Genomic DNA, 24,454 nt, shown 5'->3' with positions numbered 1-24,454 from the left:
AACCTACTGGAGAACACCTGATGAGCACCAATAACGAATTAATGCAGCGTCGCAGCAACGCCGTTCCGCGTGGCGTAGGACAGATCCACCCTATCTTTGCCGAGCGTGCGGAAAACTGTCGGGTCTGGGACGTGGAAGGCCGTGAGTTCCTGGATTTTGCCGGCGGTATCGCGGTGCTGAACACCGGACACCTGCATCCGCAGATCGTCTCGGCGGTCGAAGAACAGCTGAAAAAGCTGTCTCATACCTGCTTCCAGGTGCTGGCCTATGAGCCGTATCTACAGCTGTGCGAAATCATGAACCAGAAGGTGCCGGGCGACTTCGCCAAGAAAACCCTGCTGGTCACCACCGGTTCTGAAGCCGTGGAAAACGCGGTGAAGATAGCCCGCGCCGCCACCAAACGGTCGGGAACCATCGCCTTTAGCGGCGCGTACCACGGTCGCACCCACTACACCCTGTCGCTGACCGGAAAAGTGAACCCGTACTCAGCCGGCATGGGGCTGATGCCCGGCCACGTCTATCGCGCCCTCTACCCCTGCGCCCTGCACGGCATTAGTGAAGACGACGCTATCGCCAGCATTCACCGCATCTTCAAAAATGATGCCGCGCCGGAAGATATCGCCGCCATCGTGATTGAACCGGTACAGGGCGAAGGCGGCTTTTACGCCGCCTCGCCAGCCTTTATGCAGCGCCTGCGCGCAATTTGCGACGAACACGGGATCATGCTGATTGCCGATGAAGTGCAGAGCGGCGCGGGTCGTACCGGTACGCTGTTCGCGATGGAGCAGATGGGCGTGGCGCCGGACATCACGACTTTCGCCAAGTCTATCGCCGGGGGCTTCCCGCTGGCGGGCGTGACCGGACGCGCGGAGGTGATGGACGCCATCCCGCCGGGTGGGCTGGGCGGCACCTATGCCGGCAACCCGATTGCCTGCGCCGCCGCGCTGGCGGTGCTGAATATTTTCGAGCAGGAAAATCTGCTGCAAAAAGCCAACGAGCTCGGCGAAACCCTGCGCAACGGCCTGTTGGCGATTGCCGAAACGCATCGTGAAATCGGCGATGTCCGTGGGCTGGGGGCGATGATCGCTATTGAGCTGTTTGAAGACGGCGACCACAACAAGCCGGACGCGAAACTGACGGCAGAGATCGTCGCTCGCGCCCGCGACAAAGGGCTGATCCTGCTCTCCTGCGGGCCGTACTACAACGTGCTGCGCATCCTTGTTCCACTCACCATTGAAGATGCGCAAATCCGTCAGGGTCTGGAGATCATCGCCCAGTGCTTTGACGAGGCTAAGCAACGTTAACCCTTGCAGCCAATTGCCGGATGGCGCTTCGCTTATCCGGCCTACTCTGTAGGCATGGTTTGTAGGCCGGATAAGGCGCAACCGCCATCCAGCTTACAGAGTCGGCATGGTTTGTGGGCCGGATAAGGCGCAGCCGCCATCCGGCTTACAAAGTCGGCGTGGTTTGTAGGCCGGATAAGGCGCAGCCGCCATCCGGCTTACAGAGTCGGCGTGGTTTGTAGGCCGGATAAGGCGCAGCCGTCATCCGGCCTACAGAGTCGACGTGGTTTGTGGGCCGGATAAGGCGCAGCCGTCATCCGGCCTACAGAGTCGGCATGGTTTGTAGGCCGGATAAGGCGCAGCCGCCATCCGGCTTACAGAGTCGGCGTGGTTTGTGGGCCGGATAAGGCGCAGCCGCCATCCGGCTTACAGAGTCGGCGTGGTTTGTGGGCCGGATAAGGCGCAGTCACCATCCGGCTTACAGAGTCGGCGTGATTTGTGGGCCGGATAAGGCGCAGCCGCCATCCGACCTACAGAGTCGGCGTGGTTTGTAGACCGGATAAGGCGCAGCCGCCATCCGGCAAACGGCTCAATAACAATAAAGAGGTCATAAGATGGGGCAACTGTCACAATCACATGATTTAGGGGGCGGGCTGAAATCACGCCACGTCACCATGCTGTCTATTGCCGGGGTTATCGGCGCAAGTCTGTTTGTGGGTTCCAGCGTGGCGATAGCCCAGGCCGGACCCGCGGTCCTGCTGGCCTATCTGTTCGCCGGGCTACTGGTGGTGATGATCATGCGGATGCTGGCCGAAATGGCCGTCGCCACGCCGGACACCGGTTCCTTTTCCACCTACGCCGATAAAGCGATCGGGCGATGGGCGGGCTACACCATCGGCTGGTTGTACTGGTGGTTCTGGGTGTTGGTGATCCCGCTTGAAGCGAATATCGCCGCAATCATCCTCAACTCCTGGTTTCCCGGCGTCCCGATCTGGCTGTTCTCGCTGGTTATCACGCTGGCGTTAACCGGCAGTAATTTGCTGAGCGTCAAAAACTACGGTGAGTTTGAGTTCTGGCTGGCGCTGTGCAAAGTGATTGCCATCCTCGCCTTTATCGCCCTCGGTGCAGCGGCGATCGGCGGCGTTTACCCTTACACTGAAGTCAGCGGTATCTCGCGCTTGTGGGATCACGGCGGCTTTATGCCAAACGGTTTTGGTGCCGTGCTGAGCGCGATGCTTATCACCATGTTTTCATTTATGGGGGCTGAGATTGTCACCATTGCCGCCGCCGAATCCGACACGCCGGATAAGCATATCGTCCGCGCCACCAACTCGGTGATCTGGCGTATTTCAATCTTCTATCTGTGCTCGATCTTTGTTGTCGTCGCCCTGATCCCGTGGAACATGCCGGGACTAAAAGAGGTCGGCTCCTATCAATCGGTGCTGGAACTGCTGCATATTCCGCATGCCAAACTGATCATGGACTGTGTGATCCTGCTGTCGGTAACCAGCTGCCTGAACTCCGCGCTGTATACCGCGTCGCGGATGCTCTACTCTCTGAGCCGCCGTGGTGACGCGCCGGCTATTATGGGCAAAATCAATCGCAGCAAAACGCCTTACGTGGCGGTGTTGCTCTCGACCGGCGCGGCATTTTTAACCGTGGTCGTGAACTATTACGCCCCGGCAAAAGTGTTTAAGTTCCTGATCGACAGCTCCGGCGCCATCGCCCTGCTGGTGTATCTGGTGATCGCCATTTCCCAGTTGCGGATGCGCAAAATCCTGCTGGCGGAAGGCGGCGAGCTCAAACTGAAAATGTGGCTCTATCCGTGGCTGACCTGGCTGGTCATTGGCTTTATCAGTTTTGTGCTGATTGTGATGCTCTTTCGCCCGGCGCAACAGCTGGAAGTCATTTCCACAGGGCTGCTGGGACTGGGAATTATTTGTACCGTGCCGATTATGTCGCGCTGGAAAAAACTGGTATTGTGGCAAAAGGCACCGCTGCAAAATACCCGTTAAATGATTTCCCGGCGCAGGCCGGGAACAGGATTCAGGAGTAAGACCATGACCGCCATTTCCCATCCGACGGCCATAGATGGATACCGCTGGCTGAAGAACGATATTATCCGCGGTGTTTATCAGCCTGATGAAAAACTGCGCATGAGCTTATTAACCTCACGCTATTCTCTTGGCGTTGGACCGCTCAGAGAGGCGCTTTCTCATCTGGTGGCGGAACGGCTGGTCACGGTCGTGAATCAGAAAGGGTATCGGGTGGCGTCTATGTCAGAGCAGGAACTGCTCGATATTTTCGACGCCCGCGCCAACATGGAAGCGATGCTGGTGAGTCTGGCGATTGAACGCGGCGGTGACGAATGGGAAGCCGAGATCCTCGCCCGCGCCCATATGCTCAGCAAGCTTGAGGCCAGCGACGCCAGTGAACATCTGCTGGATGAGTGGGATTTACGCCATCAGGCATACCACACCGCTATCGTTGCCGGATGCGGTTCGCAGTATCTACTGCAAATGCGCGAACGGCTGTTCGATCTCGCGGCACGCTATCGGTTTATCTGGCTGCGAAAAACGGTCTTGTCGGTTGAAATGCTGGAGGATAAACACGTTCAGCATCAGACGCTAACAGAGGCAATTCTGGCGCGCGATGCGGCACGCGCCAGTGAACTGATGCGTCAACATTTGCTGACGCCGATTCCTATTATCCAGCAGGCCATGACCGGTAAACTGCTGGCAGAGAAATCCTGACGACGCTTATTCTTCCGGAATACGCAGAACCTGCCCGGGATAAATTTTATCCGGACTTTTAAGCATCGGCTTATTCGCCTCAAAGATTTTATTATACAGGTTGGCATTACCGTAAACCTGTTTCGAAATAGCGCTCAGCGTATCGCCGGATTTCACCGTATAAAACTGACTCTCGGCGGCAGGCACGTCGGTTTTAACCTGATCCTCCACGCTGGCAATTCCGGAAATATTCCCGACCGCAATCAGGATCTTTTCTTTTGCTTCCTGGCTTAATCCGTCGCCTGTCACCGTTGCCTTGCCATCAGCAATTTGTACATTGACCTTGTCGGCATCCGGAATACCGGTTTTATTCAGGTGGTCCTGCACCTTTTTTGCTAAATCGTCTTTATCGTGATTGCCAGTTACGGCATCCCACAGTTTTTCCCCGGCGTCTTTTACAAAGTTGAAAAGTCCCATAACCACCTCGATCATTGACAATAAACACTCACGAAGTGTAGCAGAAAGTTTCGCTTAAAATTCTGACTGCGCGGCGACAGGCGTGGCCCGATAACGTCGCGCTATCGGGCTGTCGGATGATGGTTAAGAAAGCGTTGAAGGACGGGTTTGCACCCAGAACGCGTGAATCAGACCCGGGATATACCCCAGCAGGGTCAAAATGATATTAAGGATGAACGCCCAACCGAACCCTTTACCCAACAGGACGCCCAGCGGGGGCAGAACGATCGTAAAAACAATTCTCCAGAAACCCATACACACTCCAAAAAGAAAAATTACTTATTGTTTAAAAAGAGATTTTATCTCTAAGCGTAGTGAGCTTAGCGGAGATCGCCAGTCTCCTCTCGCGCTTTTACCCTCTTTTACGCTCTTTACGCTGGCATGCGTTTCGTTTTTATTTTAGAATTTACTTAATTTAGCAAAACCTAAAATACATATGAGCGAACTTGAACAACTTCAGGCCAGCGCTGAACAGGCGGCGGCCCTGCTGAAAGCAATGAGCAATCCTAAGCGATTGCTGATCCTGTGTATGCTTTGCGGCTCACCGGGTACCAGCGCGGGCGATCTGGCTCGCGCCACCGGACTAAGCCCGTCGGCCACCTCACAGCATCTGGCGAAAATGCGCGAAGAAGGTCTGATTGACAGCCAGCGCGATGCCCAGCGCATCCTCTATTCCATTAAAAATGCAGCGGTGAATTCACTCATTGCCACATTGAAAAACGTCTATTGTCCATAAGGAGTGAACATGACTATTGGGACGATTTCCCCGCGCGACGCAAAGGCCCGTATCGAGCAAGGCGCCAGACTGATTGATATTCGCGATGCCGACGAATACCTGCGTGAGCATATTCCGCAGGCTCACCTCGCGCCGCTGTCTGCTCTGGAACAAGGCGGCTTTCCTGCCAGACTGCGGGGTGAGCTCGTTATCTTCCATTGTCAGTCCGGGAAACGGACGCAAAACAACGCGGCTAAATTACAGGTGCTTGTCGCGCCAGCAGAAGCTTTGCTGCTGGAAGGGGGCATTGACGGCTGGAAAGCGGCGGGCTTGCCCACTGCGGAAGATAAATCACAGCCGCTTCCACTGATGCGTCAGGTACAAATTGCGGCAGGCGGACTGGCGTTACTGGGCGTAGTACTGGGGTACAGCGTTAGCAGTGGTTTCTTTCTGCTCAGTGGGTTCGTGGGTGCGGGACTCCTGTTTGCCGGACTGACAGGTTTTTGTGGAATGGCGCGACTGCTCGACAAAATGCCGTGGAACCGTCGTCCTCAATAAAGCGGGAAACACCATGGGAAATAAGCGGTGAGGGCAACCTCACCGCCCGGATAATTAGATCAGAAAATCGTCCAGAGATTTACCAGCCGCCAGTGCCTGAGCAATCGCTTTAGGTGTACGCCCCTGACCGGTCCAGGTTTTGCTTTCCCCATTAAGATCGGTATAACGATATTTTGCCGGACGCGGTTGGCGTTTTTTACCCGTCCGCGTGGTCGCGACTTCACCACCGAATAACTCTTCCGGACTAATTCCGTCAGCCTTCATCATCTCCAGCAAGGTATTAATTTTCTCCTGCTGTTCAGCGCGCTGACGCTGTAACCGTTCTTCTTCTTCACGTCTTTCTTTAGTGACGACCCTGAATTTCTCCAGCATTTCTTCAAGAACGTCAATGGAGAATTCGCGAGCCATGGCGCGTAGTGAACGGATATTATTTAAGTTCTGTAACATCAAATTCATAGTAATTAAAACCCTTTAACGCTAAAAAAAAGTATTACACCGGGTAGTGTATTCTATTATTAGAGCGTTTTCCAGACCCTGTGATATAACCAGGAGAATACCGACATCCTGCGGCAAGAATATAGTTTACTTAATCCTGAATAATATCCAGACTCATTTTTCATTCCCCTCTAAATAACCTTCATGTCGGTTCGTTGAGCATTGAGTGGAGGTTCTTACCACACCGGGAAGTTCTCCAACCAGCGAGTAAACATAACACATTGATTTTTAATCACTTAAATTACATCAGCAACAAAAACTCTATGCAGCACAAAAATCAGGCGGTTACAGAGTATTTTATCGACAAAAAGCGTAAAAATAAAAACATTTCACTAGTTGATAGTAACAATGCAGCAATATACTCTATCATCAAGCAAAAACACCACGCTAAATCACTAAGTTAAACTCATTTAACGGCGACTTTATCCCTTTTCACAAGGAGCATTAGCATGTTCTCACCACAGTCACGCTTGCGTCATGCTGTAGCAGACACGTTCGCGATGGTTGTTTATTGTTCTGTCGTGAACATGTTGATCGAGATATTCCTCTCCGGAATGAGCTTTGAGCAATCGCTTTCTTCCAGACTGGTCGCCATTCCGGTCAACATTCTGATCGCCTGGCCCTACGGAATGTATCGCGATCTCTTTATGAAGGCGTCGCGTAAAGTGGGTTCTGCGGGATGGGTGAAAAACCTGGCGGACGTGCTGGCTTATGTCACCTTCCAGTCCCCGGTTTATGTCGCAATTCTGCTAACGGTAGGCGCTGACTGGCATCAAATTACCGCCGCAGTCAGTTCTAATATTGTGATATCAATGCTAATGGGGGCGGTATATGGCTATTTCCTGGATTACTGCCGCCGCCTGTTCAGAGTGAGCCGCTACCAGCAGGTCAAAGTCTGAAATCACTCCGCGACTGGCGATGCCAGTCGCTTAATTAATTCGCTTCGCCAAACAGTCCATTCAAATAGCGCTCAAGCGCAATACGCGAACTAAAGCCGTGGGGAATACCATAGTGTTCGTGCGTTTCCCCGGCTAAATAAAGCGGAAAATGCTGATAATGGTCGCAGGTTTTAATATCAGTTGCCGGTTCTGCCAGCGATGAACTGCGCTCTTTTAATGTCGGATGGATCACCAGCGCAGTGCGTCCCATACGCGCTTCACGATTAACATAGACGTAATTCTCTCCACGTCGATAACCGTACGTTTTCTGTGTCACCACATCGACGGTAAACCCCACTTTTTCAAGTACGCGCGCTACCTCGTCAGGTCGTAAATACATATTTTTTCCTCGTTATCTTTTACTGCGGGCTTACCTTACCTGATTCAGCATTAGCAACGCTTTCAGAAAAGTCCATAAACGCGCAATAACGCCGTGAACTGCCTCAGAAGTTAAAAATATCGACTAAACTGAAAGTCACATCGAAATCACTGGAGGATCATATGTTTAACAGACCGAACCGAAACGATGTAGATGATGGCGTGCAGGATATTCACAATGACGTCAATCAATTGGCCGATAGTCTGGAAGCCGTCCTGAAGTCATGGGGCAGCGATGCGAAGGATGAAGCGGATGCCGCACGGCGTAAAGCGCAGGCGCTGCTGAAAGAGACGCGGGCAAAAATGCATGGCCGCACGCGCGTGCAGCAAGCCGCCCGGGATGCCGTAGGCTGCGCCGATACGTTTGTACGCGACAAGCCCTGGTGTAGCATCGGTACGGCGGCGGCGGTGGGGATCTTCGTCGGCGCGCTGCTGAGCCTTCGTCGCTAATTGTGAAGCGCGTGCCGGATGGCGCTCATGCTTATCCGGCACACCAATGCCCGTCTAAAGATCGGCCTGAATTGCCCGCCGTAACCGCGTTGCTACCTGACTCGCCATTTCTGCAGAAGCGATATTTGTGAACGACAGCAGCATCCCTCCCTGCCCGGCTGATTTCACCCGCCAGCGGCTTAAGGCCTGAACCGCCAGACCCGCCTCGTTGGCTTTGCGCACCGGCGCAGTATCATCACCGTCAACCGCAATCACCAGTTGTATCCCGCCCTGTTGGGGCACAACCTGAAACCCCTGTTCGCCGAGCGCCTGTTCAATCCATTGTCTTCGCTGCGCATAGTGCTGACGCATTTTTTTCAGGTGCCGCCAGAAATGACCATCGCGGATAAAATCCCCCAGCGTTTGCTGCCAGAGTAGCGGCACGCTACAGGCCATCCGTATCGCCTGCTGACGAAAGCATCCCACCTGGTTTATCGGCACCACCAGCCACGCACAGCGCAATGCGGGGAACAACGACTTGCTGAACGTACCGGCGTAAATCACCCGCTGTGGCGCATCAAGACTTTTCAGCGGCGGCAGCGGTTTGCCGTGGTAACGAAACTCACTGTCGTAATCATCCTCAACGATCCACGCCTGAGACTGTGATGCCCACTCAAGGAGTTGATGACGCCGGGATAGCGACAGCGCGACGCCAAGCGGACTTTGATGAGCCGGAGTGAGCAGCGCAAAACGCGCATCCGGATAGTCGCGGATCCCAACCGCCACATTCAGCCCGTCGTCATCGACCGGAACCGGCAGCAGCGCGACATTTTCCTGCTCAATGACCGGACGGATCAGCGGGAAGCCGGGATCTTCAATCCACATGCCATCGCCCGGTGTAGCCAGCGAACGCAGGATGAGGGTCATTGAAGCCGCATAGCCGGAAGTGATGAAAATCTGCTCAGGCAGACATTCAATACTGCGCGACACGCGCAGATAGTCCACGATCGCCTGGCGCAACGCGGCTTCACCGCACACGTCACCGAGCGCCAGATCAAAACGCGTCTGTGTGCGCAATCGTCGCCCCATCACCCGCGCCCAGACGTCTCGCGGAAAGAGATCCAGCGCGGGAAGCCCCATCTGAAAAGGTTGAGGGACCGTACTTTCCCCGGCAAATACCACCGGTTCACTAAGCGCCTGTTCTGGCTGCAGCTGTGCGCTGACAAACGTTCCCGCCTGCCCTCTCCGCTCGAGCCAGCCCTGCGCCACCAGCTCCGTATAGGCGTTTTCCACCGTCGAACGCGAAATGCCCAGCTCCTGCGACCAGGTACGGCTGGATGGCAGTCTGGCACCGGGCTTGAGTTCCCCACGTTCAATGGCGATTTTTAACTGGCGGGCAATTTGCTTATAGCGCGGCATATGGTCTGCTTTTTTCATAAAAATATGGCTCTCTTATGCAGTCCATTATAGTGCTACATTGCCGGCCATCAACACGAGGAGATGCACAATGACGACGTTACGCCAGCCCTACTATGAACTCAGCCCTGAAGTCTATAACGCCCTGGTACAGGCGAAAACGGCACTGGAAAACAGCGCGCTGGATACCACGCTAATGGAGTTGATTTACCTGCGTATTTCGCAGATCAACGGCTGCGCGTTTTGTCTGGAGATGCACAGCAAGGCGCTGCGTAAATCGGGCGTCGCGCAAAGTAAACTGGACGCGCTGGCCGGTTGGCGGGTCAGCCATCATTTCAGCGAGCAGGAGCACGCGGCGCTGGCATGGGCGGAATCGGTGACCGACATCGCCAGAACCCATGCCGAAGATGATGTTTATCTGCCGCTGCTCGCGCATTTTAGCGCTCGCGAAATTAGCGACCTGACCTTTGCTGTCGGCCTGATGAACTGCTTTAACCGCCTGGCCGTTGGAATGCGGATGTAATCTGACGATTTATCACCATAAATTCCCGCTCCCCGCCGGGCTCATCGGTGGGGAGTAATCAATCTATAATTCCCATATCTTGTATGGTTGAAACTTTTTTCAACTACATCTAGTATTCTCTCTATCAGTACACACCCAACCCGACGCGACTTATCGCGCCGTTCTCTCATTTTAAATGGAAATACGAATCATGCGCATTACTATTTACACTCGAAATGATTGTGTTCAATGCCACGCCACCAAACGGGCGATGGAAAGCCGTGGATTTGAATTTGAGATGGTGAACGTCGATCTGGTGCCCGACGCGGCGGATATCCTGCGTGCACAAGGTTTTCGTCAATTGCCGGTCGTCATTGCCGGTGAGACCAGTTGGTCTGGGTTTCGGCCGGATATGATCAACCGCCTGCATCCTGAATCCCGGGTGGCCAGCGCATGAACCCGCTCGTCTACTTCTCCAGCAGCTCCGAAAATACGCACCGTTTTATGCAGCGTCTGGGGCTGCCCGCCGTTCGCATTCCGCTGAATGAACGCGAACGGATCCGGGTAGACGAACCTTACATTCTGGTGGTGCCCTCTTACGGGGGCGGGGGCACGGCTGGCGCGGTCCCGCGACAGGTGATTCGCTTTTTAAATGATGCCCACAACCGGGCGTTAATTCGCGGCGTTATTGCCTCTGGCAATCGTAACTTCGGCGAGGCGTACGGTCGCGCAGGAGAAGTGATCGCCCAAAAATGCGCCGTGCCCTGGCTCTATCGTTTTGAGCTGATGGGAACACCCGCCGACATCGACAACGTTCGAAAAGGAGTAAGCGAATTTTGGCAACGACAACCGCAGAACGCGTAATGCAGGAATCGCTGGATTACCATGCGCTGAACGCCATGCTGAATCTGTACGATAAAGCAGGTCGTATTCAGTTTGATAAAGACAGGCAGGCAGTTGACGCCTTTTTTACCGCTCACGTTCACCCTCACTCCGTCACGTTTAGCAGTCAGGAGGAACGCCTGCAAACGCTGATGCGCGAAGGGTATTACGACGAAAGCGTTCTGACTCGCTACGATCGCGCTTTCGTGGTGACGCTGTTTGCCCGCGCCCACGCCAGCGGTTTTCGTTTCCAGACCTTCCTCGGTGCCTGGAAGTTTTACACCAGCTACACGCTGAAAACCTTTGACGGTAAACGCTACCTGGAACACTTTGAAGACCGGGTGGTGATGGTGGCGCTGACGCTCGCGCAGGGCGATGAAGTGTTGGCGTCACAGTTGACCGATGAGATGCTCTCGGGGCGTTTCCAGCCCGCCACGCCCACCTTCTTAAACTGCGGAAAACAGCAGCGCGGCGAACTTGTTTCCTGTTTTCTGCTGCGTATTGAAGACAACATGGAGTCGATTGGCCGGGCGGTGAACTCCGCGCTTCAGCTTTCTAAACGCGGCGGCGGCGTGGCGTTTTTACTCTCTAACCTGCGCGAAGCGGGCGCGCCTATCAAGCGCATCGAAAACCAGTCCTCCGGGGTGATCCCGGTGATGAAGATGCTGGAAGATGCCTTTTCCTATGCTAACCAACTTGGCGCGCGTCAGGGAGCGGGGGCGGTTTATTTGCACGCGCACCATCCGGATATTCTGCGCTTTCTCGATACCAAACGCGAAAACGCCGACGAAAAGATCCGCATCAAGACGCTCTCCCTGGGCGTGGTGATCCCGGACGTCACTTTCCGTCTGGCCAAAGAGAATGCGCAGATGGCGCTGTTTTCGCCCTATGACGTCGAGCGTCTTTACGGTAAACCCTTTGGCGATATCGCGATAAGCGAACGGTACGACGAACTGGTTGCCGACGAGCGGGTGCGCAAAAAATACATTAACGCCCGCGACTTTTTCCAGACGCTGGCAGAAATTCAGTTCGAATCCGGCTATCCCTATATCATGTATGAGGATACGGTGAATCGCGCCAACCCCATTGCAGGCCGCATCAATATGAGCAACCTGTGTTCGGAAATTTTGCAGGTCAACAGCGCCTCCACCTACGATGAGAACCTTGACTACGCGCAGACCGGACAGGATATCTCCTGCAATCTCGGCTCGCTGAATATTGCCCACACCATGGATTCCCCGGACTTTGGTCGGACGGTGGAAACGGCGATTCGTGGGCTGACGGCGGTGTCGGACATGAGCCACATTCGCAGCGTCCCGTCGATTGCCGCCGGCAATGCCGCCTCTCACGCCATCGGGCTGGGACAAATGAACCTGCACGGCTATCTGGCGCGTGAAGGCATCGCTTATGGTTCGCCAGAAGGACTGGATTTCACCAATCTCTACTTTTACACCATTACCTGGCATGCACTGCATACGTCGATGCGGCTGGCGCGTGAGCGTGGGCAGACCTTTGACGGATTTGCGCAGTCTCGCTACGCCAGCGGCGAGTTTTTCACGCAGTATCTGGAACAGAGCTGGACGCCGAAAACCGAGAAAGTCCGTGCGCTATTTGCCCGTAGCGGCATCACGCTGCCGACGCGCGAAATGTGGCTGTACCTGCGCGATGAGGTGATGCGCTATGGCATCTACAACCAGAATTTACAGGCGGTGCCGCCGACGGGTTCAATCTCTTATATCAATCATGCGACATCGAGCATTCACCCGATTGTCTCGAAAGTGGAGATTCGCAAAGAGGGCAAGACCGGGCGCGTCTATTATCCTGCCCCGTTCATGACCAATGAGAATCTGGACATATACCAGGACGCCTACGAAATCGGCGCGGAGAAAATCATTGATACCTACGCTGAAGCCACTAAACACGTCGATCAGGGCCTGTCGCTGACGCTGTTTTTCCCCGATACCGCCACCACCCGCGATATCAACAAGGCGCAGATCTACGCCTGGCGAAAAGGCATTAAGTCGCTGTATTACATTCGGTTGCGCCAACTGGCGCTGGAAGGCACTGAAATTGAAGGCTGCGTCTCGTGCGCACTGTAAGGAGAGCGGTATGACATTATCACGCGTGAGCGCCATCAACTGGAATAAGATTCAGGATGACAAGGATCTGGAAGTATGGAACCGCCTGACCAGCAACTTCTGGCTGCCGGAAAAAGTGCCGTTGTCTAACGATATTCCGGCGTGGCAAGGCCTGAGCACCGCCGAGCAGCAGCTTACCATCCGCGTCTTTACCGGGTTGACGCTGCTCGACACCATCCAGAACATCGCCGGCGCTCCGTCGCTGATGGCGGATTCGCTGACGCCGCACGAGGAGGCGGTGCTGTCGAACATCTGTTTTATGGAAGCGGTGCACGCCCGTTCCTACAGTTCCATCTTCTCTACGCTGTGCCAGACTAAAGATGTCGACGCCGCCTACGCCTGGAGTGAGGAAAATGCGCCGTTACAGCAGAAGGCACAAATTATCCTCGCACATTACGCCAGCGACGACCCCTTAAAGAAAAAGATTGCCAGCGTGTTTCTGGAATCCTTCCTGTTTTATTCCGGTTTCTGGCTGCCGATGTATTTCTCCAGCCGTGGCAAGCTCACCAACACCGCCGATCTGATCCGGTTGATCATTCGTGATGAAGCGGTTCATGGTTATTACATTGGTTATAAGTACCAGAAAGGACTGGAAAAATTGTCTCAATCCAGGCGTGATGAGCTGAAGGATTTTACTCTCGAACTGCTGATGGAGCTGTACGATAACGAAGTCCGTTATACCGAAGAACTGTATGCCAACACCGGTTGGGCTGAGGATGTTAACGCGTTCCTCTGTTACAACGCCAACAAGGCGTTAATGAACCTGGGCTACGAGGCGCTGTTCCCGGCGGAAATGGCGGAGGTGAACCCGGCGATCCTGGCTGCGCTTTCGCCCAATGCCGACGAAAACCACGACTTTTTCTCTGGCTCGGGGTCGTCATACGTGATGGGTAAAGCCGTCGAAACGGAAGACGAAGACTGGAATTTTTAACGCAAATTAATATGGGGAATATCACTACAATAATGAAGTTAATATTTTAAGCAGATCACGTTTTTATCACCCAACTATTTCAGGGTGATCTACACTCAATAGCTGTTGCCATATTCGCCTGAATTTTCTAAATTCAGGCGCCTTTCCAGTGGTCCTTACAAAAAATATTCACCGGCCGTGGTTTGCTCTCAGCCCTTATATCATGGGAAGTCCCGGCAATTTGCCTTCTACCCTATTTAGCCTCATTTCACATTCAGGGTTGTCTCAGATTCTCAGTATGTTAGGGTAGAAAAAGGTGACTATTTCTATCAGGTAACATATCGACATATATAAATAACAGGAATCTTTCTATTGCATGGCAATTAAATTAGAAGTTAAGAATCTATATAAAGTATTTGGAGAGCATCCGCAGCGCGCCTTCAAATATATTGAAAAAGGACTTTCAAAAGAACAAATTCTGGAAAAAACAGGGCTATCGCTTGGCGTTAAAGACGCCAGTCTGGCCATTGAAGAAGGCGAGATATTTGTCATCATGGGATTATCCGGTTCGGGTAAATCCACAATGGTACGCCTTCTCAATCGCCTGATTGAACCCACCCGTGGACAGGTACTGATCGACGGCGTTGATATCGCAAAAATATCGGATGCCGAACTCCGCGAGGTGCGCAGAAAAAAGATTGCGATGGTTTTCCAGTCATTTGCGCTCATGCCGCACATGACCGTTCTGGACAATACGGCATTCGGCATGGAATTAGCCGGCGTAAGCGCTGAGGAACGTCGCGAAAAAGCGCTGGACGCCCTGCGTCAGGTGGGACTTGAGAATTACGCCCACGGCTATCCGGATGAACTTTCCGGCGGGATGCGTCAGCGTGTCGGGCTCGCCCGTGCATTAGCCATTAACCCTGACATCTTATTAATGGATGAAGCCTTCTCCGCGCTTGATCCCTTAATTCGTACCGAGATGCAGGATGAACTGGTAAAACTGCAGGCAAAACATCAGCGAACCGTGGTCTTTATTTCCCACGATCTCGATGAAGCGATGCGTATTGGCGACCGAATTGCCATTATGCAGAATGGTGAAGTGGTTCAGGTCGGTACACCGGATGAAATTTTGAATAATCCGGCGAACGATTATGTCCGCACCTTCTTCCGTGGCGTCGATATTAGCCAGGTCTTTAGCGCGAAAGATATTGCCCGCCGTAGCCCGGTCGGACTGATTCGTAAAACGCCGGGCTTTGGCCCCCGTTCTGCCCTGAAATTATTGCAGGATGAAGACCGGGAATACGGTTACGTCATCGAACGCGGCAATAAGTTTGTTGGTGTGGTCTCCATCGACTCATTAAAGGCGGCATTAGCCCAGGCCCAGGGCATGGAAGGGGCGCTGATCGACGAGCCATTGGCCGTGGATGCGCAAACCCCGCTTAGCGAGTTGCTCTCTCATGTCGGACAGGCGCCGTGCGCGGTGCCGGTTGTCGATGAGGAACAACAGTATGTCGGCATTATTTCAAAACGCATGCTGCTACAGGCTTTAGATCGCGAGGGGACAAACAATGGCTGATCAATCCAATCCGTGGGATACCGCACCGGCGGCCGATAGCGCCGCACAATCCGCTGACGCCTGGGGCACGCCGTCAGGGACGCCTGCCGATAGCGGCAGCGCAGACTGGCTGACCAGCGCGCCAGCGCCTGCACCAGAGCATTTCAATATTATGGATCCGTTCCATAAAACGCTGATCCCGCTCGACAGTTGGGTTACCGAAGGAATTGACTGGGTAGTCACCCATTTTCGTCCCCTCTTCCAGGGCATTCGTGTGCCGGTGGATTACATCCTTAACGGTTTCCAGCAACTGCTGCTGGGAATGCCGGCTCCGGTGGCGATTCTCATTTTCGCGCTGATCGCCTGGCAGATTTCCGGCGTCGGAATGGGCGTAGCGACGCTGATTTCCCTGATTGCAATCGGCGCTATCGGTGCCTGGTCGCAGGCGATGATTACGCTGGCACTGGTGTTGACCGCCCTGCTGTTTTGCGTGGTGATCGGTTTGCCGATGGGGATCTGGCTGGCACGCAGTCCACGGGCGGCGAAGATCGTTCGTCCGCTGCTCGACGCCATGCAGACGACGCCAGCGTTCGTCTATCTGGTACCGATTGTGATGCTGTTCGGCATCGGTAACGTGCCGGGAGTAGTCGTGACGATCATCTTTGCGCTACCGCCGATTGTGCGTCTGACGATCCTCGGGATTAACCAGGTTCCAGCCGATCTGATCGAAGCGTCACGTTCGTTCGGGGCCAGCCCGCGTCAAATGCTGTTCAAAGTTCAGCTACCGCTGGCGATGCCAACCATTATGGCAGGGGTCAACCAGACACTCATGCTTGCCCTCTCGATGGTCGTGATCGCCTCCATGATTGCCGTCGGTGGCCTGGGCCAGATGGTATTGCGCGGTATCGGTCGTCTCGACATGGGACTGGCTACCGTTGGTGGGGTCGGCATTGTGATCCTCGCTATCATTCTGGACCGTCTGACTCAGGCCGTGGGTCGCGACTCCCGTAGTCGGGGTAATCGTCGCTGGTACACCACCGGCCCCATTGGGCTCATCACGCGCCCTTTCACTAAATAATTCACCTGTTGCCCGGTGGCGCTGCGCTTACCGGGCCTACACTCATGAACTTACACAAAATCATTCATGTTGCATCGAGGCGGCAAACGAAGGTATCCCCAGGAACGTACACGCAGTACGTGACTGGGGTGCATGAGTGCAGCCAACAAAGAAGCAACCTGAAGGATGAAGTGTAATAAGGAACAACGATGCGACAGAAGATGATTATTGCCACAGCGTTTGCCACCCTTGTCTCTACCAGCGCTTTCGCTGCCGACCTGCCAGGCAAAGGCATTACCGTCCAACCGGTACAGAGCACCATCACCGAAGAAACCTTCCAGACGCTGCTGGTGAGCCGCGCACTGGAGAAACTGGGTTATACCGTAAACAAACCGAGCGAAGTCGATTATAACGTGGGCTACACCTCTATTGCTTCCGGCGATGCCACCTTTACCGCCGTGAACTGGCAGCCGCTGCACGATGATATGTATTCTGCGGCAGGCGGGGACAAAAAGTTCTGGCGCGAAGGCACGTTTGTCACCGGCGCCGCGCAAGGTTATCTGATCGATAAGAAAACCGCTGAGCAGTACAAAATCACCAATATCGCCCAGTTGAAAGACCCCAAAATCGCCAAAATCTTCGACACCAATGGCGACGGTAAAGCGGATATGATGGGCTGCTCGCCGGGATGGGGTTGTGAAGCGGTGATTAACCACCAGAACAAAGCGTTTGATCTGGAAAAAACCGTCGACGTCAGCCACGGTAACTATGCAGCGATGATGGCCGATACCATCACCCGCTTTAAAGAAGGCAAACCAATCCTCTATTACACCTGGACGCCTTACTGGGTGAGCGACGTGATGAAGCCGGGCAAAGATGTGGTCTGGTTGCAGGTGCCGTTCTCCTCGCTGCCGGGCGAACAGAAAGATATCGATACCAAACTGCCGAATGGCGCGAACTATGGCTTCCCGGTAAACACCATGCACATCGTTGCCAACAAAGCCTGGGCTGAGAAAAACCCGGCGGCGGCGAAACTGTTTGCCATCATGAAACTGCCGCTGGCGGATATCAACGCGCAGAACGCGATGATGCATGACGGTAAAGCGTCGGAAGCTGACGTACAGGGTCACGTTGACGGCTGGATCAAAGCCCACCAGCAGCAGTTCGACGGTTGGGTGAACGACGCGCTGGCTGCGCAGAAGTAATCCCCTCCTGAATGCCGGATGGCGCGCGATGCGCTTATCCGGCCTACTCCCTACTCCCTACTCCCTACTCCCTACTCCCTACTCCCTACTCCCACTTGACCGCACAATCCGGCACGCAACAAATCCCCCGCATTCATAAATGTCCGCTATGATTGATTCCCTAAGAAATCATCACCTGACTCACGATTGCGAACATAATGACAAAAACCTCTCACGGGCTGAGCCCAGCACTGATCGTTCTTATGTCTGTGGCAACCGGTCTGGCCGTCGCCAGCAACTACTATGCACAACCGCTGCTCGATACCATCGCACGCAACTTCTCGCTTTCCGCCAGCTCGGCCGGGTTTATCGTCACCGCAGCGCAACTGGGCTACGCCGCCGGTTTGCTGTTGCTGGTTCCACTTGGCGATATGTTTGAACGCCGGACGCTGATCGTCTCCATGACGCTGCTGGCGGCGGGCGGGATGCTCATTACCGCCAGCAGTCAGTCGCTGGCGATGATGCTCCTCGGCACGGCGCTGACCGGGCTCTTTTCCGTGGTAGCACAGATACTGGTGCCGCTGGCGGCGACGCTTGCCACACCCGATAAACGCGGCAAAGTGGTCGGAACCATCATGAGCGGACTGCTGCTGGGCATTCTACTGGCGCGTACCGTGGCGGGCCTGCTGGCGAATCTCGGCGGCTGGCGTACCGTCTTTTGGGTCGCCTCCATATTGATGGCGCTGATGGCTATCGCCCTGTGGCGCGGCTTGCCAAAGGTGAAGTCCGACACCCATCTGAACTACCCGCAACTGCTGGGTTCCGTATTCAGTCTGTTTACCCGCGATAAACTGCTGCGCACACGTGCGCTACTGGGCTGCCTGACCTTCGCCAACTTCAGCATTCTCTGGACCTCAATGGCCTTTTTACTCGCCGCCCCGCCGTTTAACTATTCCGAAGGGATGATTGGCCTGTTTGGGCTGGCGGGTGCCGCTGGCGCGCTCGGCGCACGTCCGGCTGGCGGTCTTGCGGATAAAGGGCATTCTCATCTCACCACGACCTGGGGCCTGCTGCTGCTACTGCTCTCCTGGTTAGCTATCTGGTTGGGACACGCCTCGGTACTGGCGCTGATTGTCGGGATCCTGGTACTGGACCTTACCGTTCAGGGGGTTCACATCACTAACCAGACGGTGATTTATCGTCTTTATCCGCAGGCGCGAAACCGCCTGACCGCAGGGTATATGACCAGTTACTTTATCGGCGGGGCCGCAGGGTCGTTAATCTCCGCCTCGGCCTGGCAGCATGCCGGATGGCTGGGCGTTTGTCTGGCAGGGTCGACCGTTGCCGTACTGAACCTGCTGGTCTGGTGGCGAGGATTTCACCGACAAGAAGCCGCAATTTAAACGCTCAGCAAGCGTTTGCGCTCGTTTGGGCTCCTGAGGGTGTTAAGGAGCCCCCCAGTCTGTTAAGGTGATAGGGATTATTAGCCCTGATAATTTTAACATTGGTGATAACGCGCAAAATTCTATGGAAAGGCCCGCTTCTCTGCCCAATACCCCTCCGGCGACCTGTGCGGAAGGATTCAAAGACAGTTTACCCATCGTCATCAGTTATATTCCTGTTGCCTTTGCATTTGGTCTCAATGCCACCCGTCTCGGGTTTAGCCCGCTTGAAAGCGTATTTTTTTCCTGCATTATTTATGCTGGTGCCAGTCAGTTCGTTATCACAACCATGCTCGCCGCAGGCAGCACATTATGGGTTGCCGCCCTGACCGTCATGGCGATGGATGTACGCCATGTCTTATACGGCCCTTCCCTGCGCAGTCGTATCGCCCAAAAACTCAGTAAACCGAAAACCGCCTTATGGGCTTTTGGCCTCACTGACGAAGTCTTTGCCGCGGCCACCGCAAAGCTGGTACGGGATAACCGTCGCTGGAGCGAAAACTGGATGATCGGCATTGCATTTTGCTCCTGGGCTTCATGGGTGCTGGGAACAGTAATCGGTGCCTTTTCCGGCAGCGGTTTATTGAAAGGATTCCCGGCGGTCGAAGCGGCGCTCGGGTTTATGCTGCCCGCGCTGTTTATGAGTTTTCTGCTGGCGTCATTCCAGCGCAAACAGTCCCTGTGCGTGACCGCCGCACTCGCTGGCGCACTGGCGGGCGTGACGCTATTTTCCATCCCCGCCGCGATTCTTGCGGGGATTGTGTGCGGCTGTCTGACCGCGCTGATCCAGGCTTTCTGGCAAGGGGTTCCCGATGCGCTATGAGGTACTGCTACTCGGGTTGCTGGTCGGCTGTGTGAATTATGGGTTTCGCTATTTACCGCTGCGTCTGAAGATGGGAAATACTCGTCCGGGCAAGCGAGGCGCAACCGGCGTACTACTCGACACCATCGGCATAGCATCAATTTGCGCCCTGCTGGTTGTGTCAACCGCCCCTGAGGTAATGCACGACGCCAGTCGCTTCGTGCCGACGCTCGCGGGTTTTGCTGTACTGGGTGCAAGTTTTTATAAAACGCGCAGCATCATTGTTCCCACGCTATTAAGTGCTCTGGCCTATGGATTAGCGTGGAAAATGTTGGCGGTTTTATAGGATACAAGAATCATTTTAATTTAATAATACATTTACTTTATTTGTCACTGTCGTTACTATATCGGCTGAAATTAATGAGGTCATGCCCAAATGGATAGTTCGTTTACGCCCATTGAACAAATGCTAAAATTTCGCGCCAGCCGCCACGAGGATTTTCCTTATCAGGAAATTCTGCTGACTCGTCTTTGCATGCATATGCAAGGAAAGCTGCTGGATAATCGCAATAAAATGCTGAAAGCTCAAGGGATTAACGAGACGTTGTTTATGGCGTTGATTACGCTGGAGTCTCAGGAAAACCACAGCATTCAGCCTTCTGAACTGAGCTGTGCCCTGGGGTCATCGCGTACTAACGCGACACGTATCGCTGATGAGCTGGAAAAGCGCGGTTGGATCGAGCGCCGTGAAAGCGACAACGATCGTCGTTGCCTGCATCTGCAGTTAACCGATAAAGGCCATGCTTTTTTGCGCGAGGTATTACCGCCGCAGCATAACTGCCTGCATCAACTGTGGTCCTCTCTTAGCACTGCAGAAAAAGAACAGCTTGAGCACATCACCCGTAAGCTTCTGACGCGTCTCGATCAGATGGACCAGGATGGTGCTATCCTTGAGGCGCTGAGCTAACGCGTCGACTCGCTCAATAATCCAGATTAAGAAAGAAAACTGACTGGCCAGCACCTGAACGTGCTGGCCTTTCTGGTAAACAGCTCGGCCCAGCCGACGAAAAAATAAGATCGTGGAGAACAACATGAGCGCAAATGCGGAGACTCAAACCCCGCAGCAACCGGTTAAGAAGAAAAGCAAACGTAAAAGTACGCTACTCCTCCTGACCTTGCTCTTTATCATTATTGCCGTGGCATATGGGATCTATTGGTTTTTGGTACTGCGTCATGTCGAAGAGACCGATGATGCGTACGTGGCAGGGAACCAGGTTCAAATCATGGCACAGGTATCCGGCAGCGTGACGAAAGTCTGGGCGGATAACACTGACTTTGTTAAACAGGGTGACGTTCTCGTCACGCTCGATCAGACGGATGCCAGACAGGCATTTGAAAAAGCGAAGACCGCGCTGGCCTCCAGCGTTCGTCAGACGCATCAGTTAATGATCAACAGCAAACAGTTGCAGGCGAACATTGAGGTGCAGAAAACTGCCCTCGCCCAGGCGCAAAGCGATTTTAACCGTCGCGTACCGCTCGGCAACGCTAACCTGATCGGCCGCGAAGAACTGCAACACGCGCGTGATGCCGTGGCCAGCGCGCAGGCACAGCTTGATGTTGCCATTCAGCAATACAACGCGAATCAGGCGATGATTCTGGACAGCAAACTCGAAGATCAGCCTGCCGTCCAACAGGCCGCCACCGAAGTGCGTAACGCCTGGCTGGCGCTGGAACGAACCAAAATCGTCAGTCCGATGACCGGCTACGTTTCTCGTCGCGCCGTGCAGCCTGGCGCACAGATCAGCCCCACGACGCCGCTGATGGCCGTGGTTCCGGCCACCAATCTGTGGGTTGATGCCAACTTCAAAGAGACGCAGCTTGCCCATATGCGTATCGGCCAACCGGCCACGGTCATCAGTGATATCTACGGCGATGACGTTAAATACACCGGTAAAGTGGTGGGTCTTGATATGGGGACCGGCAGCGCCTTCTCCCTGCTGCCCGCACAGAACGCGACCGGTAACTGGATCAAAGTGGTTCAGCGACTGCCCGTGCGTATCGAACTGGACGCCCAGCAGTTGGCGCAGCATCCGCTGCGGATTGGTTTATCGACGCTCGTCACCGTCGATACTGCGAATCGCGACGGTCAGGTGCTGGCCAGCCAGGTTCGCACCACGCCGGTGTCTGAGAGTAACGCCCGTGAAATCAGCCTTGCCCCGGTCAACAAGCTGATCGAAGAGATTGTGCAGGCCAACGCAGGCTAATCTGAGGTGCGTGTGATGCAACAGCAAAAACCGCTGGAGGGCGCGCAGCTCGTCATTATGACGATTGCGCTGTCGCTGGCGACATTCATGCAGGTGCTGGACTCCACCATTGCTAACGTGGCGATCCCCACTATCGCCGGGAACCTCGGCTCATCGCTGAGCCAGGGGACGTGGGTGATCACCTCTTTCGGGGTGGCGAACGCCATCTCGATTCCCATCACCGGTTGGCTGGCAAAGCGCGTCGGGGAAGTGAAGCTGTTCATGTGGTCAACGGTGGCGTTTGCCATTGCCTCATGGGCGTGCGGCGTCTCCAACAGCCTGAACATGCTGATCTTCTTCCGTGTCGTTCAGGGGGTGGTCGCCGGGCCGCTGATCCCGCTTTCGCAAAGTCTGCTGCTCAATAACTACCCGCCCGCGAAGCGCTCCATTGCGCTGGCGCTGTGGTCAATGACGGTGATCGTCGCGCCGATTTGCGGCCCGATTCTGGGCGGCTATATCAGCGATAACTATCACTGGGGCTGGATCTTCTTTATCAACGTGCCGATCGGTATTGTGGTGGTTTTGATGACGCTGCAAACCCTGCGCGGTCGCGAAACGCGTACCGAACAGCGACGGATTGATGCCATCGGGCTGGCGCTGCTGGTGATTGGTATTGGTAGCTTGCAGATTATGCTCGACCGGGGGAAAGAGCTGGACTGGTTCGCCTCGCAGGAAATCGTCATTCTGACCGTGGTGGCGGTGGTCGCCATTAGCTTCCTGATTGTCTGGGAGCTCACCGACGACAACCCCATTGTCGATCTCTCGCTCTTTAAGTCGCGAAACTTTACCATCGGCTGTTTGTGTATCAGTCTGGCCTATATGCTGTACTTCGGGGCGATTGTTCTGCTGCCGCAGCTCTTGCAGGAGGTCTACGGCTATACCGCGACGTGGGCAGGTCTGGCGTCCGCACCGGTGGGGATCATTCCGGTGATCCTGTCGCCGATTATTGGCCGCTTTGCCCATAAGCTGGATATGCGCAGGCTGGTGACGTTCAGCTTTATTATGTACGCCGTCTGCTTTTACTGGCGTGCGTGGACGTTTGAACCGGGAATGGACTTCGGCGCGTCTGCCTGGCCGCAGTTTATTCAGGGCTTTGCGGTGGCGTGCTTCTTTATGCCGCTGACGACCATCACGCTGTCTGGCTTACCGCCTGAACGCCTGGCGGCAGCATCGAGCTTGTCTAACTTTACACGAACGCTGGCGGGGTCAATCGGGACATCGATTACGACCACCATGTGGACCAACCGGGAGTCGATGCACCACGCGCAGTTAACCGAGTCGGTGAATCCGTATAACCCGAACGCGCAGGCAATGTACGATCAGCTACAGGGACTGGGCATGACGCAGCAGCAGGCGTCAGGCTGGATAGCCCAGCAGATCACCAATCAGGGGCTGATTATTTCGGCTAACGAGATCTTCTGGATGTCGGCGGGGATCTTCCTCGTACTGCTCGGTCTGGTCTGGTTCGCTAAACCCCCGTTTGGTGCGGGTGGCGGCGGCGGTGGCGCGCACTAGGTAATAGTGATAAAAAAGCCCGTTCAACTGAACGGGCTTTTTTTGTCAGTCATCACACAACTAAATGTGCAGTTCCTGCAACTTCTCTTTCGGCAGCGCCAGCTCTTCATTGCTGTTGACGCGAACGTCGTGTTCCAGGATATGACGCGCAATGTCCTGTGCTTCGCTCAGTGAGTGCATCTGATAAGTGCCGCACTGGTAGACGTTCAGTTCCGGGATCTGATTCTGGTCCTGAACTTTTAGCACGTCAGCCATCGCCGCTTTCCAGGCATCGGCTACACGCTGCTCGTCAGGCGTCCCAATCAGGCTCATATAGAAACCGGTACGGCAACCCATTGGGGAGATATCGATAATCTCGACACCATTGCCGTTGAGGTGATTACGCATAAAGCCTGCGAACAGATGCTCCAGCGTGTGAATCCCTTTTTCCGGCATCACTTCTTTGTTTGGAATGCAGAAACGCAGATCAAACACGGTAATGGCGTCGCCATGCGGGGTGTTCATCGTTTTCGCCACGCGCACTGCAGGTGCTTCCATCCGGGTATGATCGACAGTGAAGCTATCTAACAACGGCATTTAGCCACCTCCGATAATTTTTTTAAAATAAACTGAACTCTTCGTTCCGGTGCGAGTCTGAGTATATGAAAGACGCGCATTTGTTATCATCATCCCTGTTTTCAGAGATGAAATTTTGGCCACTC

Annotated in this window: 27 protein-coding genes; 21 read left to right on the top strand and 6 right to left on the bottom strand. The window is 54.5% G+C overall.

The features are described 5' to 3' along the window. Positions 1-20: 20 nt before the first annotated feature. The 3 genes from gabT to csiR all read left to right on the top strand — a co-directional run bounded on the left by gabT (position 21) and on the right by csiR (position 4,036). Positions 21-1,304, top strand: coding sequence for a 4-aminobutyrate--2-oxoglutarate transaminase (gene gabT / locus GBC03_10265; GenBank protein QFS70567.1), 1,284 nt, complete (start codon positions 21-23; stop codon positions 1,302-1,304). A 593-nt stretch (positions 1,305-1,897) separates the two neighbouring features. Next, a complete protein-coding gene (gabP, locus tag GBC03_10260) occupies positions 1,898-3,298 on the top strand; it encodes a GABA permease (protein ID QFS70566.1) in 1,401 nt (466 codons plus the stop codon). A 45-nt stretch (positions 3,299-3,343) separates the two neighbouring features. Next, complete coding sequence (gene csiR, locus GBC03_10255; protein QFS70565.1) at positions 3,344-4,036, top strand: DNA-binding transcriptional regulator CsiR; 693 nt, start codon at positions 3,344-3,346, stop codon at positions 4,034-4,036. A gap of 6 nt (positions 4,037-4,042) precedes the next feature. Here csiR and lysM read toward each other — a convergent pair whose 3' ends face one another. Together lysM and GBC03_10245 are read right to left on the bottom strand one after the other, a co-directional pair. Further along, positions 4,043-4,492 (bottom strand): peptidoglycan-binding protein LysM, encoded by a 450-nt coding sequence (gene lysM / locus GBC03_10250; protein ID QFS70564.1) that lies wholly within the window; start codon positions 4,490-4,492, stop codon positions 4,043-4,045. Between the two features lie 123 nt (positions 4,493-4,615). Then, complete coding sequence (locus tag GBC03_10245; GenBank protein QFS70563.1) at positions 4,616-4,786, bottom strand: YqaE/Pmp3 family membrane protein; 171 nt, start codon at positions 4,784-4,786, stop codon at positions 4,616-4,618. A gap of 181 nt (positions 4,787-4,967) precedes the next feature. Here GBC03_10245 and GBC03_10240 point away from each other — a divergent pair, with 181 nt between their 5' ends. Continuing rightward, positions 4,968-5,267, top strand: coding sequence for a metalloregulator ArsR/SmtB family transcription factor (locus GBC03_10240; GenBank protein ID QFS70562.1), 300 nt, complete (start codon positions 4,968-4,970; stop codon positions 5,265-5,267). 9 nt (positions 5,268-5,276) lie between these two features. Beyond that, positions 5,277-5,804: a DUF2892 domain-containing protein gene (locus tag GBC03_10235; protein QFS70561.1), complete on the top strand. Its 528-nt coding sequence runs from the start codon at positions 5,277-5,279 to the stop codon at positions 5,802-5,804. Between the two features lie 54 nt (positions 5,805-5,858). Here GBC03_10235 and stpA read toward each other — a convergent pair whose 3' ends face one another. Continuing rightward, the gene (gene stpA / locus GBC03_10230) at positions 5,859-6,260 is read right to left on the bottom strand and encodes a DNA-binding protein StpA (protein ID QFS70560.1); all 402 of its coding nucleotides are present in this window, start codon (positions 6,258-6,260) and stop codon (positions 5,859-5,861) included. A gap of 488 nt (positions 6,261-6,748) precedes the next feature. On the opposite strand from stpA, the gene alaE reads away from it, so the two are divergent. After that, on the top strand, positions 6,749-7,198 hold the full coding sequence (gene alaE, locus GBC03_10225) for an L-alanine exporter AlaE (protein ID QFS70559.1): 450 nt from the start codon (positions 6,749-6,751) through the stop codon (positions 7,196-7,198). 34 nt (positions 7,199-7,232) lie between these two features. On the opposite strand, the gene GBC03_10220 is transcribed toward alaE, so the two are convergent. Further along, complete coding sequence (locus tag GBC03_10220; protein QFS70558.1) at positions 7,233-7,577, bottom strand: DUF2002 family protein; 345 nt, start codon at positions 7,575-7,577, stop codon at positions 7,233-7,235. A 161-nt stretch (positions 7,578-7,738) separates the two neighbouring features. On the opposite strand from GBC03_10220, the gene GBC03_10215 reads away from it, so the two are divergent. Next, entirely contained in the window at positions 7,739-8,065 is a 327-nt protein-coding gene (locus GBC03_10215) for a DUF883 family protein (GenBank protein QFS70557.1), read from the top strand. Positions 8,066-8,119: 54 nt separating this feature from the next. Here GBC03_10215 and GBC03_10210 read toward each other — a convergent pair whose 3' ends face one another. Next, a complete protein-coding gene (locus tag GBC03_10210) occupies positions 8,120-9,463 on the bottom strand; it encodes an aminotransferase class I/II-fold pyridoxal phosphate-dependent enzyme (protein QFS73965.1) in 1,344 nt (447 codons plus the stop codon). Between the two features lie 88 nt (positions 9,464-9,551). On the opposite strand from GBC03_10210, the gene GBC03_10205 reads away from it, so the two are divergent. The 14 genes from GBC03_10205 to emrB all read left to right on the top strand — a co-directional run bounded on the left by GBC03_10205 (position 9,552) and on the right by emrB (position 23,753). Continuing rightward, the gene (locus GBC03_10205) at positions 9,552-9,983 is read left to right on the top strand and encodes a carboxymuconolactone decarboxylase family protein (GenBank protein QFS70556.1); all 432 of its coding nucleotides are present in this window, start codon (positions 9,552-9,554) and stop codon (positions 9,981-9,983) included. A gap of 190 nt (positions 9,984-10,173) precedes the next feature. Beyond that, the gene (gene nrdH / locus GBC03_10200; GenBank protein ID QFS70555.1) at positions 10,174-10,419 is read left to right on the top strand and encodes a glutaredoxin-like protein NrdH; all 246 of its coding nucleotides are present in this window, start codon (positions 10,174-10,176) and stop codon (positions 10,417-10,419) included. Further along, on the top strand, positions 10,416-10,826 hold the full coding sequence (gene nrdI / locus GBC03_10195; GenBank protein QFS70554.1) for a class Ib ribonucleoside-diphosphate reductase assembly flavoprotein NrdI: 411 nt from the start codon (positions 10,416-10,418) through the stop codon (positions 10,824-10,826). Before nrdH ends, nrdI begins: the two co-directional genes overlap by 4 nt. Continuing rightward, on the top strand, positions 10,799-12,943 hold the full coding sequence (gene nrdE, locus GBC03_10190) for a class 1b ribonucleoside-diphosphate reductase subunit alpha (GenBank protein QFS70553.1): 2,145 nt from the start codon (positions 10,799-10,801) through the stop codon (positions 12,941-12,943). The genes nrdI and nrdE overlap by 28 nt, the downstream gene beginning before the upstream one ends. Positions 12,944-12,953: 10 nt before the next feature. Further along, positions 12,954-13,913, top strand: a complete 960-nt coding sequence (gene nrdF, locus GBC03_10185; GenBank protein ID QFS70552.1) for a class 1b ribonucleoside-diphosphate reductase subunit beta — start codon at positions 12,954-12,956, stop codon at positions 13,911-13,913. A gap of 355 nt (positions 13,914-14,268) precedes the next feature. Then, on the top strand, positions 14,269-15,471 hold the full coding sequence (proV, locus tag GBC03_10180) for a glycine betaine/L-proline ABC transporter ATP-binding protein ProV (GenBank protein QFS70551.1): 1,203 nt from the start codon (positions 14,269-14,271) through the stop codon (positions 15,469-15,471). Continuing rightward, a complete protein-coding gene (gene proW, locus GBC03_10175) occupies positions 15,464-16,528 on the top strand; it encodes a glycine betaine/L-proline ABC transporter permease ProW (protein ID QFS70550.1) in 1,065 nt (354 codons plus the stop codon). Before proV ends, proW begins: the two co-directional genes overlap by 8 nt. Before the next feature lie 188 nt (positions 16,529-16,716). Further along, on the top strand, positions 16,717-17,712 hold the full coding sequence (gene proX, locus GBC03_10170; GenBank protein ID QFS70549.1) for a glycine betaine/L-proline ABC transporter substrate-binding protein ProX: 996 nt from the start codon (positions 16,717-16,719) through the stop codon (positions 17,710-17,712). Between the two features lie 197 nt (positions 17,713-17,909). Further along, on the top strand, positions 17,910-19,094 hold the full coding sequence (locus tag GBC03_10165; protein ID QFS70548.1) for an MFS transporter: 1,185 nt from the start codon (positions 17,910-17,912) through the stop codon (positions 19,092-19,094). Positions 19,095-19,218: 124 nt separating this feature from the next. Beyond that, positions 19,219-19,956, top strand: a complete 738-nt coding sequence (locus GBC03_10160; protein ID QFS70547.1) for a branched-chain amino acid ABC transporter permease — start codon at positions 19,219-19,221, stop codon at positions 19,954-19,956. After that, entirely contained in the window at positions 19,946-20,281 is a 336-nt protein-coding gene (gene ygaH / locus GBC03_10155) for an L-valine transporter subunit YgaH (GenBank protein ID QFS70546.1), read from the top strand. The genes GBC03_10160 and ygaH overlap by 11 nt, the downstream gene beginning before the upstream one ends. 90 nt (positions 20,282-20,371) lie before the next feature. After that, the gene (gene mprA, locus GBC03_10150; GenBank protein ID QFS70545.1) at positions 20,372-20,902 is read left to right on the top strand and encodes a transcriptional repressor MprA; all 531 of its coding nucleotides are present in this window, start codon (positions 20,372-20,374) and stop codon (positions 20,900-20,902) included. A 124-nt stretch (positions 20,903-21,026) separates the two neighbouring features. Further along, on the top strand, positions 21,027-22,199 hold the full coding sequence (emrA, locus tag GBC03_10145) for a multidrug efflux MFS transporter periplasmic adaptor subunit EmrA (protein QFS70544.1): 1,173 nt from the start codon (positions 21,027-21,029) through the stop codon (positions 22,197-22,199). A gap of 15 nt (positions 22,200-22,214) precedes the next feature. Next, on the top strand, positions 22,215-23,753 hold the full coding sequence (gene emrB / locus GBC03_10140; GenBank protein QFS70543.1) for a multidrug efflux MFS transporter permease subunit EmrB: 1,539 nt from the start codon (positions 22,215-22,217) through the stop codon (positions 23,751-23,753). A 60-nt stretch (positions 23,754-23,813) separates the two neighbouring features. Here emrB and luxS read toward each other — a convergent pair whose 3' ends face one another. Further along, on the bottom strand, positions 23,814-24,329 hold the full coding sequence (gene luxS, locus GBC03_10135; protein QFS70542.1) for an S-ribosylhomocysteine lyase: 516 nt from the start codon (positions 24,327-24,329) through the stop codon (positions 23,814-23,816). Between the last annotated feature and the right edge of the window lie 125 nt (positions 24,330-24,454).

The organism is Citrobacter telavivensis (genome assembly GCA_009363175.1).
In the GTDB taxonomy this organism is placed as follows: domain Bacteria; phylum Pseudomonadota; class Gammaproteobacteria; order Enterobacterales; family Enterobacteriaceae; genus Citrobacter_A; species Citrobacter_A telavivensis.
This window is presented reverse-complemented; position numbering and strand designations above follow the sequence as displayed.

Excerpts from the sequence above, each read along its gene's own strand:
- gabT (QFS70567.1), top strand. The coding sequence starts at position 21 with ATGAGCACCAATAACGAATTAATGCAGCGTCGCAGCAACGCCGTTCCG.
- gabP (QFS70566.1), top strand. The coding sequence starts at position 1,898 with ATGGGGCAACTGTCACAATCACATGATTTAGGGGGCGGGCTGAAATCA.
- csiR (QFS70565.1), top strand. The coding sequence starts at position 3,344 with ATGACCGCCATTTCCCATCCGACGGCCATAGATGGATACCGCTGGCTG.
- lysM (QFS70564.1), bottom strand. The coding sequence starts at position 4,492 with ATGGGACTTTTCAACTTTGTAAAAGACGCCGGGGAAAAACTGTGGGAT.
- GBC03_10245 (QFS70563.1), bottom strand. The coding sequence starts at position 4,786 with ATGGGTTTCTGGAGAATTGTTTTTACGATCGTTCTGCCCCCGCTGGGC.
- GBC03_10240 (QFS70562.1), top strand. The coding sequence starts at position 4,968 with ATGAGCGAACTTGAACAACTTCAGGCCAGCGCTGAACAGGCGGCGGCC.
- GBC03_10235 (QFS70561.1), top strand. The coding sequence starts at position 5,277 with ATGACTATTGGGACGATTTCCCCGCGCGACGCAAAGGCCCGTATCGAG.
- stpA (QFS70560.1), bottom strand. The coding sequence starts at position 6,260 with ATGAATTTGATGTTACAGAACTTAAATAATATCCGTTCACTACGCGCC.
- alaE (QFS70559.1), top strand. The coding sequence starts at position 6,749 with ATGTTCTCACCACAGTCACGCTTGCGTCATGCTGTAGCAGACACGTTC.
- GBC03_10220 (QFS70558.1), bottom strand. The coding sequence starts at position 7,577 with ATGTATTTACGACCTGACGAGGTAGCGCGCGTACTTGAAAAAGTGGGG.
- GBC03_10215 (QFS70557.1), top strand. The coding sequence starts at position 7,739 with ATGTTTAACAGACCGAACCGAAACGATGTAGATGATGGCGTGCAGGAT.
- GBC03_10210 (QFS73965.1), bottom strand. The coding sequence starts at position 9,463 with ATGCCGCGCTATAAGCAAATTGCCCGCCAGTTAAAAATCGCCATTGAA.
- GBC03_10205 (QFS70556.1), top strand. The coding sequence starts at position 9,552 with ATGACGACGTTACGCCAGCCCTACTATGAACTCAGCCCTGAAGTCTAT.
- nrdH (QFS70555.1), top strand. The coding sequence starts at position 10,174 with ATGCGCATTACTATTTACACTCGAAATGATTGTGTTCAATGCCACGCC.
- nrdI (QFS70554.1), top strand. The coding sequence starts at position 10,416 with ATGAACCCGCTCGTCTACTTCTCCAGCAGCTCCGAAAATACGCACCGT.
- nrdF (QFS70552.1), top strand. The coding sequence starts at position 12,954 with ATGACATTATCACGCGTGAGCGCCATCAACTGGAATAAGATTCAGGAT.
- proV (QFS70551.1), top strand. The coding sequence starts at position 14,269 with ATGGCAATTAAATTAGAAGTTAAGAATCTATATAAAGTATTTGGAGAG.
- proW (QFS70550.1), top strand. The coding sequence starts at position 15,464 with ATGGCTGATCAATCCAATCCGTGGGATACCGCACCGGCGGCCGATAGC.
- proX (QFS70549.1), top strand. The coding sequence starts at position 16,717 with ATGCGACAGAAGATGATTATTGCCACAGCGTTTGCCACCCTTGTCTCT.
- GBC03_10165 (QFS70548.1), top strand. The coding sequence starts at position 17,910 with ATGACAAAAACCTCTCACGGGCTGAGCCCAGCACTGATCGTTCTTATG.
- GBC03_10160 (QFS70547.1), top strand. The coding sequence starts at position 19,219 with ATGGAAAGGCCCGCTTCTCTGCCCAATACCCCTCCGGCGACCTGTGCG.
- ygaH (QFS70546.1), top strand. The coding sequence starts at position 19,946 with ATGCGCTATGAGGTACTGCTACTCGGGTTGCTGGTCGGCTGTGTGAAT.
- mprA (QFS70545.1), top strand. The coding sequence starts at position 20,372 with ATGGATAGTTCGTTTACGCCCATTGAACAAATGCTAAAATTTCGCGCC.
- emrA (QFS70544.1), top strand. The coding sequence starts at position 21,027 with ATGAGCGCAAATGCGGAGACTCAAACCCCGCAGCAACCGGTTAAGAAG.
- emrB (QFS70543.1), top strand. The coding sequence starts at position 22,215 with ATGCAACAGCAAAAACCGCTGGAGGGCGCGCAGCTCGTCATTATGACG.
- luxS (QFS70542.1), bottom strand. The coding sequence starts at position 24,329 with ATGCCGTTGTTAGATAGCTTCACTGTCGATCATACCCGGATGGAAGCA.